Consider the following 15,015-nt stretch of genomic DNA (forward strand, 5'->3'; position numbering starts at 1 on the left):
CTGTCTTATATTAAGATAGTTCAAAATAGTATGGTTTCCTAATTGAATTAGTATTATTTAAACTATTGGCACGTTCAGTTATCAAGGATATGATGAAAATAGACTCTAAGGATAGGAGCAGAATTTATGAACACAACGGAACATACAGAGCTGGGCAATGGTTTGCTCATGGATAAAATCGACGGCAATCCATATTTACGAATAGATGCGTTTGGCGTGCTCCATCTGCGGCTTCAACGATTCGGTGAAAATAACCTACCTGAACCAATGGAGTTGGAAATGTCCGCTGGCGAAATTATTGCCATGGCGGGTGACTACTTTACGCAGGCTAATTGGACTATGGATTTGGATCTACCCAAATGCGGGCTCTTTAACTCCCCGGCAGAATTGGGAAAACACCTCATTCGCAAACCTATAGATCCTAAAGAAGAGAATGCTTTAATTACAGCTTACAATAACCTGGCTGCTCCTGATGTTACTCGAAAAGAAATTGATCGCATTTATTCCATTAATAATGCTAACTATGTGCCCTTTTCGCCTACGTTGAATTTATATGCTCAACAACTGATGTATTATTTTCGCGTTAAAGACTATGGGGAAATGCTTGTTCGGAACCAAACTCATTTTACGCCATGGTCTATTCGAGTTTATATCTTGGGTCACGCTATCGCATTGAGATATGCACATTTATCCTACGAATTAAAACAATTGGCTAGCGACAGAAATTATCAATCAGATAACCCTGATTTGAGTGCTTTAAAAATCTCCTTACAAAATAAAAATGAAACTCTTTCAAGCAATACCCTGCTTGATTTGGCGAATCGCTATCACGCCCAAGCTTATTCTATAGAGCTATTTACTTTTCACTACTATTCTGATCATTTTGCTACAGGACATATGTCCATGATTGGCGATTTACGTGTCGTATTAAAAGAGCGATTCGGAGTATGGGGCAATATCCTGGCTAATAATCTTCATGATGAAGTAAATCGTGTTGGACTTTATACAGTCAGACCCTATGATCCAACCCCTAATACAACAGAGGCTCCATCTCGAGCGCGTGGGGATGGGAAATTTGATACCTGCCTTAATCAATTTAACCGTTTAGCTTGCCTAAACGGTATGACCGCATCATTAAAAGACATCAATCAAGTATTATCAGGAAGTGTAATACCGGAGCAAAAAGATTTCGGTGGTTTGGTGCATATGCCCGACGTTGATTTTAACTCAAGACAACATCAACCATTGCTGGTTTTAAGTAAAGGAAAAGTATATTACCGCAACAATCTCAGTCAAATTCACATAATTTCTCCTTCTGAATACGAAGCACTCAGAGAAAACCCTGAAAAATATGGGTATAAAGAGCTAACCAGTAAATGGGCTGCCTTTAAATTAGTTACCAAATTACGCCTCTTTCCTTATCTCTATGACGGCTCGGTTATGCCTGTTTCCGATGAAAAGCTCGCCGAAATTATCGCAGATGAAAAACGCAGAAATCCGCAACGAGCCCCCATCCCCACACCATCATGCCTTCCGGAAAGCGAACCAACTGTATTCGATTGGCGAACAAAAACGAGCTGGCGTAATAGTAAAGACTCACTGGATATTTTGGATGGGTTAAAGAAACACAGTATTTTGGGAGCAAAACAAACCCATTCGGCCATTCAAGAGGAAGAAGAGGTCCGGTTGAATTTGGGAGTCTGATTGTTTCCTGATAAACTAGTGGCCTATTGTTACTATTTAATTTTTAATAACCCATTTCATCTGTCTTAAAGTTAGTAAATTGGACATAAGCAAATACATGCATTTTCTTATGTCCAATTTGGCTAACGATAATAACCGTAAACAATTTTGACTATTCAAGAGGTGATCATGAAGCGCTTAATATCTACATTCATATACCTGCTGGTTTTAGCAATTGCTCCCTTCTCTACTCATGCAGAAGCCCTTTTAAAAGACACCTTTGGCCACAATATTCCTTTTTCATCACTTAAAGGAAAATGGGTTTTTATCAACTATTGGGCAAGCTGGTGTGAAACCTGTGTCGATGAAATCCCTGAATTTAATCGCTTTTACAAAAACCATAAAAATGAGGCAGTAGCCCTATACGCAGTCAATTACGATGCTCTTCCCTTACCAGAGCAAAAATTACTAATTAAAAAATTTAATATTAACTACCCTAATTTGTTAAAGGATCCGGCTCAGGATTTACAATTAGGAGACATTACAGGAGTGCCTGTAACTTTTGTATTTAACCCAAAGGGGCAATTGATTAAAAAATTATACGGGGGACAAACGGCAAAAACATTAGAAAAAGTCATTACAGAGAATAGGACCTCCTAAGAGAATAAATAAAAATTATATTTTTGGTCAATAAGTTAAAGATTTTCTTGTGAATTTATCAAGTCTGGAATAGATTCTATCGCCCCGTGGCCTGACTTGATTATTCATGAAAGCAATCGTCGTTTTTGATCAGCCGTTATTCTAATTTTCATTAACCAATCGCCGTTTTCATCTACAGACTCTTTAAGTACAGCGCCTAATTGGTATAATTGGGCTCGTAATTTTGCCTGTTCAGGCTTAATTACAATATCCTCAATTAAAATCATACCATGCAATTGAGTTGCTATTGCCTCTTTTAGAAGATCCAGACCAGCGCCGGTTGTTGCTGATAACCAGACCTTGCAAGAATCCTCAGTATAATCAATTTTTGGTTGCCAACCTTCCTGCAAATCAATTTTATTAAACACTTGAATTACCGGGATATTACTAACCTTTAATTCATCTAACACCTTTTGTACTTCAAAAACCGTCTCTCGCCAATTCGGGTCAGAAATATCAATGACATGCAGTAATAGATCAGCTTGTTGGGTTTCCTCTAAAGTAGCACGGAATGCCTCTACCAATTGATGGGGAAGATCTCGAATAAACCCTACTGTATCTGCTAAAATTGCTGCTGAGGACCCTGGCAATTCCAATTTACGCATCGTCGGATCCAAGGTTGCAAACAATTGATCAGCCACATAAGTGTGTTCCCCTGTTAAAACATTGAATAAAGTGGATTTTCCGGCATTGGTGTACCCCACTAGAGAAACAGTAGGCATGGACGCCTTCCGCCTGGCCTGCCTGTTTTGATCACGGCTGCAGCGTACTTTTTCCAATCGCTTATTGATATAACGAATGCGCTCTCTTAACAAACGCCGGTCCGTTTCCAATTGGGTTTCTCCTGGGCCTCTTAAACCAATCCCTCCTTTTTGCCTTTCCAAATGGGTCCATCCACGAATAAGCCTTGTTGATAAATGCTGCAATTGGGCTAACTCAACTTGAAGTTTACCCTCAAAAGTACGAGCTCTCTGAGCAAAAATATCAAGAATCAAGCCACTTCTATCGACAACTCGACATCCAAATAATCGCTCGAGATTCCGCTCTTGAGAAGGCGATAGCTCATGATTGACTAACACTAAATCCGCATCGAGCATGTTTACCAAATGAGCTATTTCTTCAGCCTTACCTTTCCCAACATAATATTTGGCATCGGGAGTAGCTCGGGCACCTAATACACAATCCAACACCTCAGCCTTCGCCGAAAGAGCTAACTCTTCAAACTCAGCCAATGCCTTATCAGCATCAACCCCGGGAAGACCTAACTGCACCAAAACAGCTCGCTCACCGCCTTGTGGACGTTCAAACACTACCAAATCCCCAAACAAGAAATTGATTAGTCTGCCACAGTTCCTTCTTCCTCACCAGAGCTTTCCTCAGCAGGAATTTTGACCATTCGAGAAGGAACAACTGTTGAAATGGCGTGTTTATAAACCATTTGGGTAATGGAGTTTTTAAGCATCACAACATATTGATCAAAAGAATCGATTATCCCATGCAATTTAATACCATTGACCAGGAACACTGAAACAGGTACCTTTTCCTTGCGCAATTCATTTAGGAAAGGGTCTTGTAGCAAATGATTTTTAGACATTGCCTACTCCTTGTTGTTATTGTAATTTTTAAAGGCAAAAACGGGTATCTAACTATTTATTCGACACCCTATAATAAAACTTTAGTATATTTTCATGACAGCGTGGTTTGAATTCGTTAATATAGTCAATCAAAATATTTTTGCACATCTAGAATCAGGCTACTGATGAGTTAATAAGGAGATTTTAATGACGTTTACTTGCGATGAATTAAAAGGATTAGAGCACCCCTACGAAGTACTTGGCAATGGTGACGCACTGGCGGAAAACCGCGAAGAGCTAAACAAATTAACCAATGATGAAAAATTAGTTTTAGCCAGCCGCCTGGTTTTGGAGTGTCCCGTTAATGAATTAAAAGATTTTGCTCATGCCATTGAAGCAGCAAGAATGCCACAAGATGATAGCGATACCTTTCATTCCTTTTTATTCCAGGCTTATCAGGTAAAAAAAAGAATCATTTCCTTGCTCGATCCGCGCAATAAAAACCCTCATTCCATGATATTGGAGAAGGAATTTGATGGTGAGCTATTTAATAATTTTAATAAATTGGCTATCGATGTATTAACTAACAATGAAATCGCAATTGCATTGAGACTGGCTGAAACAACTCCTGCTCAAGATCGTTCCCGAGTATCTCAAAATATCAACAATATTTTCCCACAGTCTCTGTTTGCCGCTAAAGTCGGCCACGCTTTTGCCGTTCGCAGAGACATAGAGCGACTATTGCTAGGTGAAAGGCCTGATCAATTCTTCTCAAGCCGTGAATTCAAGATCGATTCTTGCATCGAATTTGCAAGTTTATTCAATGTAATTAATGATAAAGAATCTTCCATTGCTGGAAAACTTGCACTGAGAACCCCTGCTGAAAATCGCACTGATGTAGTAATGAAAATTAAAGGTTTTTGTGCCGAGGATAGTGAACTTGCGATAAAAGTCCAATCTGCTTTTGCATTAATAAGGGATATAGAGCGCAATCTATTAGGTGATAATCCAGAACAATTTTTCAGTAGCCGAGATTTTAGCGTTGATTTATGCCTTGAGTTTGCAATTTTATTCCCGGAATTATTAAAAGGCCATGAACAAGCTATCGGAGAAAAATTAGCTAAGCTGGATGCTAAAGTACGCTCAGATATCAGTAGAAAACTGGAAATGATCAATGGAGCAGCTCACGAGCAATCAAGCCCTTTCAGAATAATAGCCAGTGCCATGGTGCCTAAAGAAGAGACTTGCCTGACAAAGCCCACTCCCGTTGTCTTGCCATCTACTGAAGAAATTATACCAAAGCAAGAATCACCAACCAGTTTACGCAACAGAAACGTTTTATTTAAAGAACAAACAGGAGAACACAAGAAGAAAAACTCTCAGATGGAACCCATTGTCTCAGATTCTGAAGAAGAAGACGAGAAACAGAATTGCTGGACTAGTTTTTGTGGGTTATTTGGCAAGTAAAACAGCCATAACTTTTGCCCTTACTTGGTTAAGGGCAACTTTACACTTTTTTACCCATTCTTTACACATCATGTAGCAATAATTCATGTTAATATTTCTCATAAATTCATTGACTTATTGCAATCTGCTCGAGTTAAAGCCATAAATTAAGAATTGAACGCCGCTTTAAACTTAATAAATGATTCGGACAGAAAAACTATTGAACAAGTTTACTTTTTTAGCTTTAAAACAATACAAGCCCCTTACCTCACAAAAAATCAAGGAAAAACGAAATGTGCTGTCCTAAATGAAAGGAAGGATTCGCTTTTAATCGATAATCGCGAGCCTTCACCACGTTCAGAATAGCTGCCATTCTGAAAATTCATTAGTAATTGGTAACAGCCAAAATGAGCAGTGAATTGAAATTAATGCTAGTACAAAGAGAGCTTTTTTTGATAACATAGCCGGATTTTTAATCTGGGTCGATGATTTAACTTAAACAATAGTAAGCCATTCGAATTCGAGATAAAAATTACTTAACATCATTTATTGGGAACTCTAATGAAAGAAAACAAACTAACGGTCGCACTGGTTCAGGAACAATGGTATGAAAATCCTAAAGAGCATCAAGATAAACTGGCTTCTGGAATATTTTCAGCCACCCAGCAAGGAGCAAAACTCGTTTGTTTACAAGAGCTTACCTTAAGTCCTTATTTCTGCACACGTAGTGACGTCGATCCCTCCCCTTATATGGAGGATATCGCCACTGGTCCCACTGCTCAATTTGTTAGCCAAATGGCGAAGTCGAATCAAATTCATATTACTGCATCGCTTTTTGAAAAAGCTGGTTACAATACCGCAGTCGCTTTTAATCCCCAAGGAGAATTGATTGCTGTTACCAGAAAGCAACATATCCCCAGTGGTGAAAAATATCATGAAAACTTTTACTTCAAGCCAGGCGATTCCAATTACCCTGTCCATACCATTGCTGGTCACCACTTGGGATTACCAACATGCTATGACCAATGGTTCCCGGAATTATCAAGAATTTATGGACTAAAAGGAGCTGAAATTTTGGTCTATCCCACAGCGATTGGAGGGGAACCGACTGCGCCAGGATTTGATAGCCAACCCATGTGGCAAAAAGTTATGGTAGCACAAGGAATAATGAGCAACACCTTCATTATTGCGGTCAACCGGATTGGGTGTGAAGATGGTTTAAGTTTTTACGGAAGCAGCTTTATCAGTACCCCTATGGGCGAAATTTTAGTTCAGGCACCGCGTAATGAACCTGCCGTATTGGTTGCTGAACTGGATTTTAGCCAACGTGAATTGTGGGGGCGATTATTCCCATTTCCCCAACAACGAGAGCCTGAAACTTATCATGAATTAGTCAAATCCCGTTAATCCTCTTTGGAACGTTAGAATGAACAATAATACTCTATCAGATGACAATCTTTACAACATAGAAAATTGGGGCGAGGGATACTTCCGAATTAACTCCAAGGGAAATATTGAAATCAGTAAAAAACCCGGCAAACCGGGTGTTGAACTGCAAACTATCGTTGATGCAGCTGACCGTGCTGGCTTGCATTTGCCTTTATTGATCCGTTGTAGTGATATTCTTCATGATAGAGTCCATAGAATATATCAGGCGTTCACCCAAGCTCGAGAAGACACTTATTATGCCGGTAATTATCAGCTGGTTTATCCAATTAAAGTAAACCAGGAACAAAGTGTGGTACGGGAATTGTTAAAATCGCCTGATAATCAGATAGGTCTGGAGGCTGGCAGCAAACCTGAATTGATGGCGGTTATAGGTATGCTGGGTGACCATCAGAGTACTATAGTTTGCAACGGCTATAAAGACACAAGTTATATTCGTACAGCGCTTATTGCTCAACAAATGGGTCATAAGGTTTTTATTGTTATTGAAAAAAAATCTGAGCTGGACATTATTTTAAAGGAATCTGCCCGCCTTCAAATCAAACCGACATTAGGTGTGCGAATTCGGCTGGTCAGCAAGAGTGCTGGCAAGTGGGAAAATACTGGCGGTGTTAAATCAAAGTTTGGACTAAATGCCAAACAGGTACTTGAACTGATTTTACAATTAAAAGCCAATGATATGCTGGATTGTTTGCAGCTAATGCACTGCCATTTAGGTTCACAAATTGCCAACATCCATGACATACGACATTGCATGCAAGAAGTGGCGAGATACTATATTGAGCTACGTCAACTCAATGCTCCGATAAGTACCATCGATGTGGGTGGAGGTCTGAGTGTCGATTATGAGGGGACTCGATCCAATAAAGGATGCTCAATGAACTACAGTCTTGTCGAATATGCCACTCACATCATGTTGGCTTTAAAACACTTATGTCAAGAAGCTGAGATACCAGAGCCTGATCTTATCTCCGAATCAGGACGAGCATTAACAGCTCATCATGCTGTATTAGTTTCTAATATTACGGATGTAGAGATCATCAATAAAGCGCCTGTTCTTCCTAAAATATCGGAAGATGATTCGCATGTCATTCGAGATATTTACGATACTTATCAAGCCATAACAGACAGCTCGCCCACTGAAATATATAATTACGCAGCTCATTCGCTTAATGAAGCGCATTCTCTTTTCAAGCATGGGGTAATTAGCCTACAGGAAAAGGCCAAGGTAGAAGCTTTTTATACTAATATTTGTATGGAAATAAAAGATAAACTGGATGAAGAAAATCCAAGTGAAAAAGCTTTGCTAATGAGAATCAATGAATGCATGGCTGCCAAGATATTTTGTAATATCTCTTTTTTCCAATCTATTCCTGATGCTTGGGCTATTGGTCAGATTTTCCCGGTAGCCCCTATCTCTCAGCTTAATAGAACACTTAGTATGCATAGTATCCTACAGGATTTAACCTGCGATTCAGATGGAACAATTAAGCAATACCCTGGAAGCTCCTGCGTTACAACCACATTGATGCTCCCTTCATACGATATCAATAACCCTTATAACATCGGATTTTTCCTGGTTGGTGCTTATCAGGAAATATTGGGTAATCTGCATAACTTGTTTGGAGATACCAATTCTTTAGATGTAAAGCTTTCTGATGATGGACAATTTGAGCTGGATGATTTAGTCAGCGGCGACACCGTAACAAACGTGTTGAATTTAGCCCATTTTGATACCAAAAAGTTAATTCAATCTTATGAAAAGCAATTAATAAAATCTGAACTTCCTAAGGAGAAGGCACTTTCTTACTTAAATGAATTAAGAAGTATTTTTTCTCAATTAACTTACCTTGATGGAAATATAGCACAGTGAATCTGAATACAACACCCAAACAATATGGTTTTTATATGCCCGCTGAATGGTATCCTCATGAACGATGCTGGATGGCATGGCCCTGTCACCATGACACCTGGTCCAAAATAGGGCTAGACAAGGCTAAAATGGCCTATGCACGTGTTGCAAAAGCTATAGCTCAATTTGAGCCCGTTACTTTATTAGTAAATCCAGGCGATGAAGATTCCGCTGAGAATTTATGCAAAGGCCATAATATTGAAATTATCTCTTTGCCAATTAACGATTCATGGACCCGCGATACCGGCGCTACCTTTTTAATTAATAATGAAAGACAGCTTGCCGGAGTTGACTGGATACATAATGCTTGGGGTGGAAATTATGCTGACTGTTCTTTAGATAATTTAATTGCTTCTCATCTAATAAAATGCACTGAAGCTCAATACTTCCATGCACCATTGGTCATGGAAGGAGGTTCCTTTCATGTAGATGGTGAGGGGACTATTTTGACAAGTAAAGAGTGCTTGTTAAATTCCAATCGAAATCCACATTTATCTCAACAGGAAATCGAACAATACCTTATTAATTTTCTGGGTGCTGAGCGTATTATTTGGCTGAACATGGGATTGATAGGTGATGAAACAGATGGTCATGTTGACGAAATAGCAACATTTGTTGCTCCTGGAAAGGTGTTATGCCTTATTACCAAGGATAAGCAAGATCCTAACTACCATCGTTTGCAGGAAAATTTCGAAATTCTCAAATCATCTAAGGATGCCAGAGGACGAACATTTGAGGTCTATACTGTTGAGCAACCACCTCCAACTTACCATAATGGAGAAAGGCTTACACTCTCGTACATCAATTTTTACATGGCTAATCAAGGTATTGTGATGCCCGCTTTTGGATATGAGTCTTTTGACAAATTAGCTTATCAGTTATTCGTACAAATTTTTCCAGGGTATCAAATTAAACAAATTGATGCGCTCGATGTATTTTCTGGTGGTGGGGGTATCCACTGTATTACACAACAACAGCCTAAATCTTATAAATTAGGAGAGTAATGACGAAGACAATGCCACTTCTTAATTGAGAAATTTCTTACATATTACTGCTCATTATACTCGATGACTTATACTGCCAATTGGTTATACTAAAAACATATAGGGATGACATGGATATGTCTGACAGGAAGTCAACTAAGGGACCAGTACAAAGGATGTACTTCGCTGCAAGGATGCAGCACTTATTCTCTAATTTACATCAGTATACCTCTTTCAATTTATTCTTTTAAGCAATAAAAAGGCATTTTTTGAACACATCATCATAGTAGGAAAGTAAGTTAAGTCATTGGGTGAATCAGCTATAAGCTAGAAAAGAGTTTGCCACTAGCGGGGCAAACGTCACTCCAGTTTATTATTACTATTTGTTTATATATCAATGTTTTCAGCATCTAAGGCATTGGTTTCAATAAAATCTCTTCTTGGTTCTACATTGTCGCCCATTAAGGTAGTAAAGATTTCATCTGCAGCTACAGCATCTTCAATACTCACTTGCAACATTCGTCTAACCTCGGGATCCATGGTTGTTTCCCATAACTGCTCGGGATTCATTTCCCCAAGACCTTTATAGCGCTGAATTGTTTGTCCTTTTTTTGCTTCATCCATTAGCCAATTAAGTACTTGCTCAAAATTTTCCACAGGCAAGGATTTATCTCCACGCTGAATATAGGCGCCTTCCTCTATCAAATTGGATAATTTATGTCCTAAATCAGCCATTTCTTTGTAATCTTTAGACAAGAAAAATTCAACTTGCATTGAAATATCATTTTCCAAGCCATGCTGGTACACAGTAATTTTTGGGGTGTATTGATTACCTTCTGTAAGTTTTTGGATATCTACTTTGTATTGTTCTGTTTTACTGTCTACTTGTTGTAAGCTTAGGTGTAATTGTTTGCACCAGTTTTCAATTTTTGGCAGATTGTTAAAATCTTCCTGGTGCAGCATTGGCATATAAGCTACTCTTTTTAGTATATCGCTGGGGTATCTTCTCTTGTACCGCTTTATAATCTTCTCAACACGTCTGAAATGTTGAACCAATTCTTCCAGCGATTTAGCAGATATGGGAGGAGCCTCTTTGGCGGGATAAAATGTCGCCCCATCCAACGCGCACTGTGTTAGATAATCAAATAACGCTTCATCATCTTTAACATATTGCTCCTGTTTTCCACGCTTTACTTTATATAAAGGTGGTTGTGCAATATAAATATATCTTCGTTCCAATAGCTCTCTGGTTTGTCTATAGAAAAAGGTAAGAAGTAAAGTTCTTATGTGAGACCCATCCACATCAGCATCTGTCATAATGATGATTCTATGATACCGTACTTTATCTGGATCATATTCATCAGGACCAATTCCACAACCTAATGCAGTAATCAAAGTGGCTACTTCTTGAGAAGAAAGCATCTTGTCAAACCGGGCTTTTTCAACATTAAGAATCTTGCCTTTAAGAGGTAAAATAGCCTGGAATTTTCTGTCTCGCGCTTGTTTTGCTGAACCTCCTGCAGAGTCACCCTCAACTAAATACAACTCGGAAAGCGATGGTTCTTTTTCTTGGCAATCAGCTAATTTGCCTGGTAAACCAGCAATATCCAAAGCCCCTTTACGTCGAGTCATTTCACGAGCACGCCGCGCTGCCTCTCTAGCTCTTGCTGCATCAATAATTTTTGCTACGATGGATTTTGCTGCGGTAGGGTTTTCTAAAAGAAAATCGTTAAATTTTTCAGCAACACAGGATTCTACTGCTGGTTTTACTTCAGATGAAACCAGTTTATCTTTCGTTTGCGATGAAAACTTGGGATCAGGGACTTTTACTGAAAGAACAGCTGTTAATCCTTCGCGGGCATCATCACCTGTTGGAGATACTTTTGCCTTTTTAGCATACCCTTCGTTTTCTATGTAATTATTTAATGTGCGAGTTAATGCTGCTCTAAAGCCGGCCATATGTGTTCCACCATCCCTTTGCGGGATGTTGTTAGTAAAGCAAAATATGGTTTCTTGATAGCCATCATTCCATTGCATTGCCAGTTCAATGACGATGCCGTCTTTTTCCGATGTCATTGAGAAAACAACGGGGTGGACTGGTGTTTTATTTTTATTTAAGTGTTCAACAAAGGCTTTGATACCGCCTTCGTAGTGAAACGTGTCTTTTTTCTGTGTTCTTTCATCAAATAAGTGAATACAAACACCTGAATTCAGGTATGACAATTCACGTAATCTTTTAGCTAGAATGTCGTAATGGAACTCAATATTAGAAAAGGTTTCAGCGCTTGGTTTAAACCATATTTGTGTACCAGTAGAGTTGGCCTCTCCAGTTTCAGTAATAGGAGATTCAGGAACACCATGCCTGTAGTGTTGCTCATACACTTTTCCATGTCTACGCACTAGCAAATGCAACTCTTCAGAAAGGGCATTCACCACAGATACTCCTACTCCATGTAGACCGCCTGATACCTTGTAAGAGTTATCATCAAATTTACCTCCGGCATGCAGGACTGTCATAATGACTTCAGCAGCTGATTTTCCTTCTTCTTTATGAATATCGACAGGAATACCACGACCATCATCCTTAACGGTAATTGATTCATCGATATGAATGGTAACGAAAATTTCCTTGCAATAACCTGCCAGGGATTCATCTATTGAATTATCTACAACCTCAAAAACCATATGATGCAAACCGGTTCCATCATCTGTATCCCCAATATACATGCCCGGTCTTTTTCTTACTGCGTCTAAACCTTTTAGGACTTTAATATTATTTGAATCATAACTGGCGTCTACGCTCATCAGCTGCCCTCTTGCCGTATTATGGTATTAACAATGAGTCTATTATATCATCTTTTGTATCTGGTTTATATCTTAAGTAGAGAACTTTACGCTTGTGTATTCTGAATTACTGACGTTGATTTTTTTGAATATCATTTTGTTTATTTGATTTTCATGCCATGACATTTGATGAGCCATTTGTAGAATGGCATATGTTTACCTTTATAGTTTTATATTGCATTTACATTATGGTGATATTGTTTAATAACGAGAACTTTTCATTCCATTAATTTGTGTTCCACGTGAAACATTCTATGCTATAAAATTTTAATTGCGCCAAAGTTCACTTCAAATAAACCTGAATCAATTGGCAGGATATCGTAATTATTGTTGTTAATTAAATTCGTTACAACAAACTGCCCCTTTTGCTGTGTCAGATACTTAATTAAATTTCGCTGGTGATAATCATCTAACTCAGCGGCCAAATCATCAATAAGGTATAAGCAATCCTTATCTAATAGCTGACCTTGAGCCAGTTTGAGTGCGATTAGAATTATTTTTTGTTGTCCACGAGAGAGTGTATGCTTTACTCTGTATTGTTCAGTGCTAATTATCAAATCAGCTTGATGGGGTCCATATTGTGTATATAGCTTATTTCTATCACTATCAAATGATTTCAGAAGCAGTTCCTCCATGTTCTGCCCTGCATTTTTTCTATCCCACCCTTTGTAATACTCAACTGTGCAGGATATATTGGTTAGATCACTTAAGACTTGGTAAAATTTAGGTTGCCATTGCAAAAAATAGTCATTTCTAGCTTTATCCAGTTGATTTGCTAATTGACTTAGTTGTTGGTCCCAAGGAATAAAATATTCATAAGTAGCCCTGGATTTTAATAAGGCATTTCGTTGGCTAAGTATGCGCTTGTAATCCTTCCAAATTTTCAAATAATCATGTTTCACGTGAAACAAACCCCAATCAAGCAAGCTTCTCCTTACCGACGGGCCAGCATCAATAATTTGAAAAACATCAGAGTAAATAACCTGGCAAGGAAGCGCATAGGCTAGTTGACTTGTAGTACAACAAAACTGGTTATTCAATTTAATTTGTGTGCCATCTGTTATAGATTTCTGAACACTAATAGTGCTTTCGTCGTAAGCGTGGGCAAAAACATTAAGTTGGTTTTGACCATAAGAAATAATTGGAGCTACTTCACGAGACCGAAAAGAATGGGCGCAGCTCAACATGTAAAGAGCCTCTAATAACGAGGTTTTACCACTGCCATTAGGTCCTGTAATACAATTAAAATTGGGATTTAGGATTAAACTAGTCGAAGCGATATTCCGAAAATTATGAATTCTAACTTCAGATAAAATCATATTTTCATAGGCATAATAATGTATTGATAATTATCGTTGACTAATGACTCAATTAAAATACTGCTTTCAGTATTAGACATTGATAACCTGATTTGACCTTCAGAAAAGTGAGTTAAAACATCCAGCAAATAGGTTGCATTAAGTCCGATTTTGAGTTCATCACCTTGTGTTTCGGCACTCAATGTTTCAACTGCCTCTTCTTGCTCATTATTATTGGCAATTAAAGTTAACTGACCTGGTTGTAAATGTAACAAAACAGCCTTTGACTTTTCATGAGCTAAAATGACAATACGAGATAATGCACGCTTGAGCGTAGCGCAATCAATAACAATATATTTATCCTGCTCTCTTGGTATAGCTTTAGTATAAGGTGGAAAGCGTGCTTCGATTAATTTAGACAAAAATACAAATTGATTGGTAATCAACTTAATATGAGATTTTCCCGCAGCCAACAAAACATGTTCATCATTAATACAATTCAATAGTCTTAATAATTCTTGCACCCCTTTTTTGGGTATAAGTAATTTTGCTTGAGCAATATTATTACAGGAATATCGCGATATAGCCATTCTGTGCCCATCAGTAGCAACTGCTGAAATAATATTACTGTCAAACTCCAGCAATAATCCATTCAAAAATATACGAACATCCTGCTGAGACATAGCAAAATGAGTAGATTGCAATAACTGCAACAAAACCAAACGCGGGATAGTCAACTCGACATCATTGCATTCATCTTCACTACTGGGATAATTCTCAGCAGGCAAAGTTGCCAGTTTAAATGTACTTCGGTTTTGTTTTATCGTCACTAAAGCTTTATCAAAAACGATAGATGGCGAAGCGTTTTCATCCAATGACCGGATAATATCAATGAATTTCTTGGCTGGTACTGTAATAGAACCACTAGTATTATTGGAATCACATGCCACTTGTGCAGACATTTCAATTTCCAAATCTGTAGCCGTAATATATAAAAGTCCATCCGACAATTTTAATAAAAAATGGGACAAAATAGCCAATGACTGCTTCTTATCTACGGCTCCGGAAACAGTAAGCAATGGAGTAAGCAGATCTTCTTTTTTAATGGTTAGCTCAAACAAGATAGACTC

General features: G+C 38.3%; 11 protein-coding genes. 6 read left to right on the forward strand and 5 right to left on the reverse strand.

The annotated features are described in order from the left end of the window. Positions 1 to 126 precede the first annotated feature (126 nt). Together cegC1 and OQI99_RS11920 are read left to right on the forward strand one after the other, a co-directional pair. A complete protein-coding gene (gene cegC1, locus OQI99_RS11915) occupies positions 127 to 1,704 on the forward strand; it encodes a Dot/Icm T4SS effector CegC1 (RefSeq protein WP_265732082.1) in 1,578 nt (525 codons plus the stop codon). A gap of 168 nt (positions 1,705 to 1,872) precedes the next feature. Next, a complete protein-coding gene (locus tag OQI99_RS11920; RefSeq protein ID WP_265732083.1) occupies positions 1,873 to 2,343 on the forward strand; it encodes a TlpA disulfide reductase family protein in 471 nt (156 codons plus the stop codon). Positions 2,344 to 2,447: 104 nt separating this feature from the next. Here OQI99_RS11920 and hflX read toward each other — a convergent pair whose 3' ends face one another. Then, positions 2,448 to 3,692: a ribosome rescue GTPase HflX gene (gene hflX / locus OQI99_RS11925; protein ID WP_265732084.1), complete on the reverse strand. Its 1,245-nt coding sequence runs from the start codon at positions 3,690 to 3,692 to the stop codon at positions 2,448 to 2,450. 26 nt (positions 3,693 to 3,718) lie between these two features. Then, on the reverse strand, positions 3,719 to 3,976 hold the full coding sequence (hfq, locus tag OQI99_RS11930; RefSeq protein ID WP_010945771.1) for an RNA chaperone Hfq: 258 nt from the start codon (positions 3,974 to 3,976) through the stop codon (positions 3,719 to 3,721). 187 nt (positions 3,977 to 4,163) lie between these two features. Here hfq and OQI99_RS11935 point away from each other — a divergent pair, with 187 nt between their 5' ends. The 4 genes from OQI99_RS11935 to OQI99_RS11950 all read left to right on the forward strand — a co-directional run bounded on the left by OQI99_RS11935 (position 4,164) and on the right by OQI99_RS11950 (position 9,764). Beyond that, a complete protein-coding gene (locus OQI99_RS11935) occupies positions 4,164 to 5,423 on the forward strand; it encodes a lpg0008 family Dot/Icm T4SS effector (protein ID WP_265732085.1) in 1,260 nt (419 codons plus the stop codon). Between the two features lie 540 nt (positions 5,424 to 5,963). Then, positions 5,964 to 6,809 (forward strand): carbon-nitrogen hydrolase, encoded by an 846-nt coding sequence (locus tag OQI99_RS11940; RefSeq protein ID WP_265732086.1) that lies wholly within the window; start codon positions 5,964 to 5,966, stop codon positions 6,807 to 6,809. A gap of 19 nt (positions 6,810 to 6,828) precedes the next feature. Next, complete coding sequence (gene speA / locus OQI99_RS11945; RefSeq protein WP_061513992.1) at positions 6,829 to 8,721, forward strand: biosynthetic arginine decarboxylase; 1,893 nt, start codon at positions 6,829 to 6,831, stop codon at positions 8,719 to 8,721. Next, entirely contained in the window at positions 8,718 to 9,764 is a 1,047-nt protein-coding gene (locus OQI99_RS11950) for an agmatine deiminase family protein (RefSeq protein ID WP_265732087.1), read from the forward strand. The genes speA and OQI99_RS11950 overlap by 4 nt, the downstream gene beginning before the upstream one ends. A gap of 366 nt (positions 9,765 to 10,130) precedes the next feature. On the opposite strand, the gene gyrB is transcribed toward OQI99_RS11950, so the two are convergent. From gyrB to dnaN, 3 genes are all read right to left on the reverse strand, one after another. Next, complete coding sequence (gene gyrB / locus OQI99_RS11955; RefSeq protein WP_265732088.1) at positions 10,131 to 12,548, reverse strand: DNA topoisomerase (ATP-hydrolyzing) subunit B; 2,418 nt, start codon at positions 12,546 to 12,548, stop codon at positions 10,131 to 10,133. A 296-nt stretch (positions 12,549 to 12,844) separates the two neighbouring features. Continuing rightward, positions 12,845 to 13,906 (reverse strand): DNA replication/repair protein RecF, encoded by a 1,062-nt coding sequence (recF, locus tag OQI99_RS11960; protein ID WP_265732089.1) that lies wholly within the window; start codon positions 13,904 to 13,906, stop codon positions 12,845 to 12,847. Beyond that, positions 13,903 to 15,006, reverse strand: coding sequence for a DNA polymerase III subunit beta (dnaN, locus tag OQI99_RS11965; protein ID WP_265732090.1), 1,104 nt, complete (start codon positions 15,004 to 15,006; stop codon positions 13,903 to 13,905). The genes recF and dnaN overlap by 4 nt, the downstream gene beginning before the upstream one ends. Positions 15,007 to 15,015: the final 9 nt, after the last annotated feature.

This window comes from Legionella sp. PATHC039, assembly GCF_026191275.1.
Classification (GTDB): domain Bacteria; phylum Pseudomonadota; class Gammaproteobacteria; order Legionellales; family Legionellaceae; genus Legionella; species Legionella pneumophila.

Bases quoted from the DNA above. Each gene is read 5' to 3' on its own strand.
- recF (WP_265732089.1), bottom strand. From the start codon at position 13,906: ATGATTTTATCTGAAGTTAGAATTCATAATTTTCGGAATATCGCTTCG.
- OQI99_RS11935 (WP_265732085.1), top strand. From the start codon at position 4,164: ATGACGTTTACTTGCGATGAATTAAAAGGATTAGAGCACCCCTACGAA.
- cegC1 (WP_265732082.1), top strand. From the start codon at position 127: ATGAACACAACGGAACATACAGAGCTGGGCAATGGTTTGCTCATGGAT.
- speA (WP_061513992.1), top strand. From the start codon at position 6,829: ATGAACAATAATACTCTATCAGATGACAATCTTTACAACATAGAAAAT.
- hfq (WP_010945771.1), bottom strand. From the start codon at position 3,976: ATGTCTAAAAATCATTTGCTACAAGACCCTTTCCTAAATGAATTGCGC.
- gyrB (WP_265732088.1), bottom strand. From the start codon at position 12,548: ATGAGCGTAGACGCCAGTTATGATTCAAATAATATTAAAGTCCTAAAA.
- OQI99_RS11920 (WP_265732083.1), top strand. From the start codon at position 1,873: ATGAAGCGCTTAATATCTACATTCATATACCTGCTGGTTTTAGCAATT.
- OQI99_RS11940 (WP_265732086.1), top strand. From the start codon at position 5,964: ATGAAAGAAAACAAACTAACGGTCGCACTGGTTCAGGAACAATGGTAT.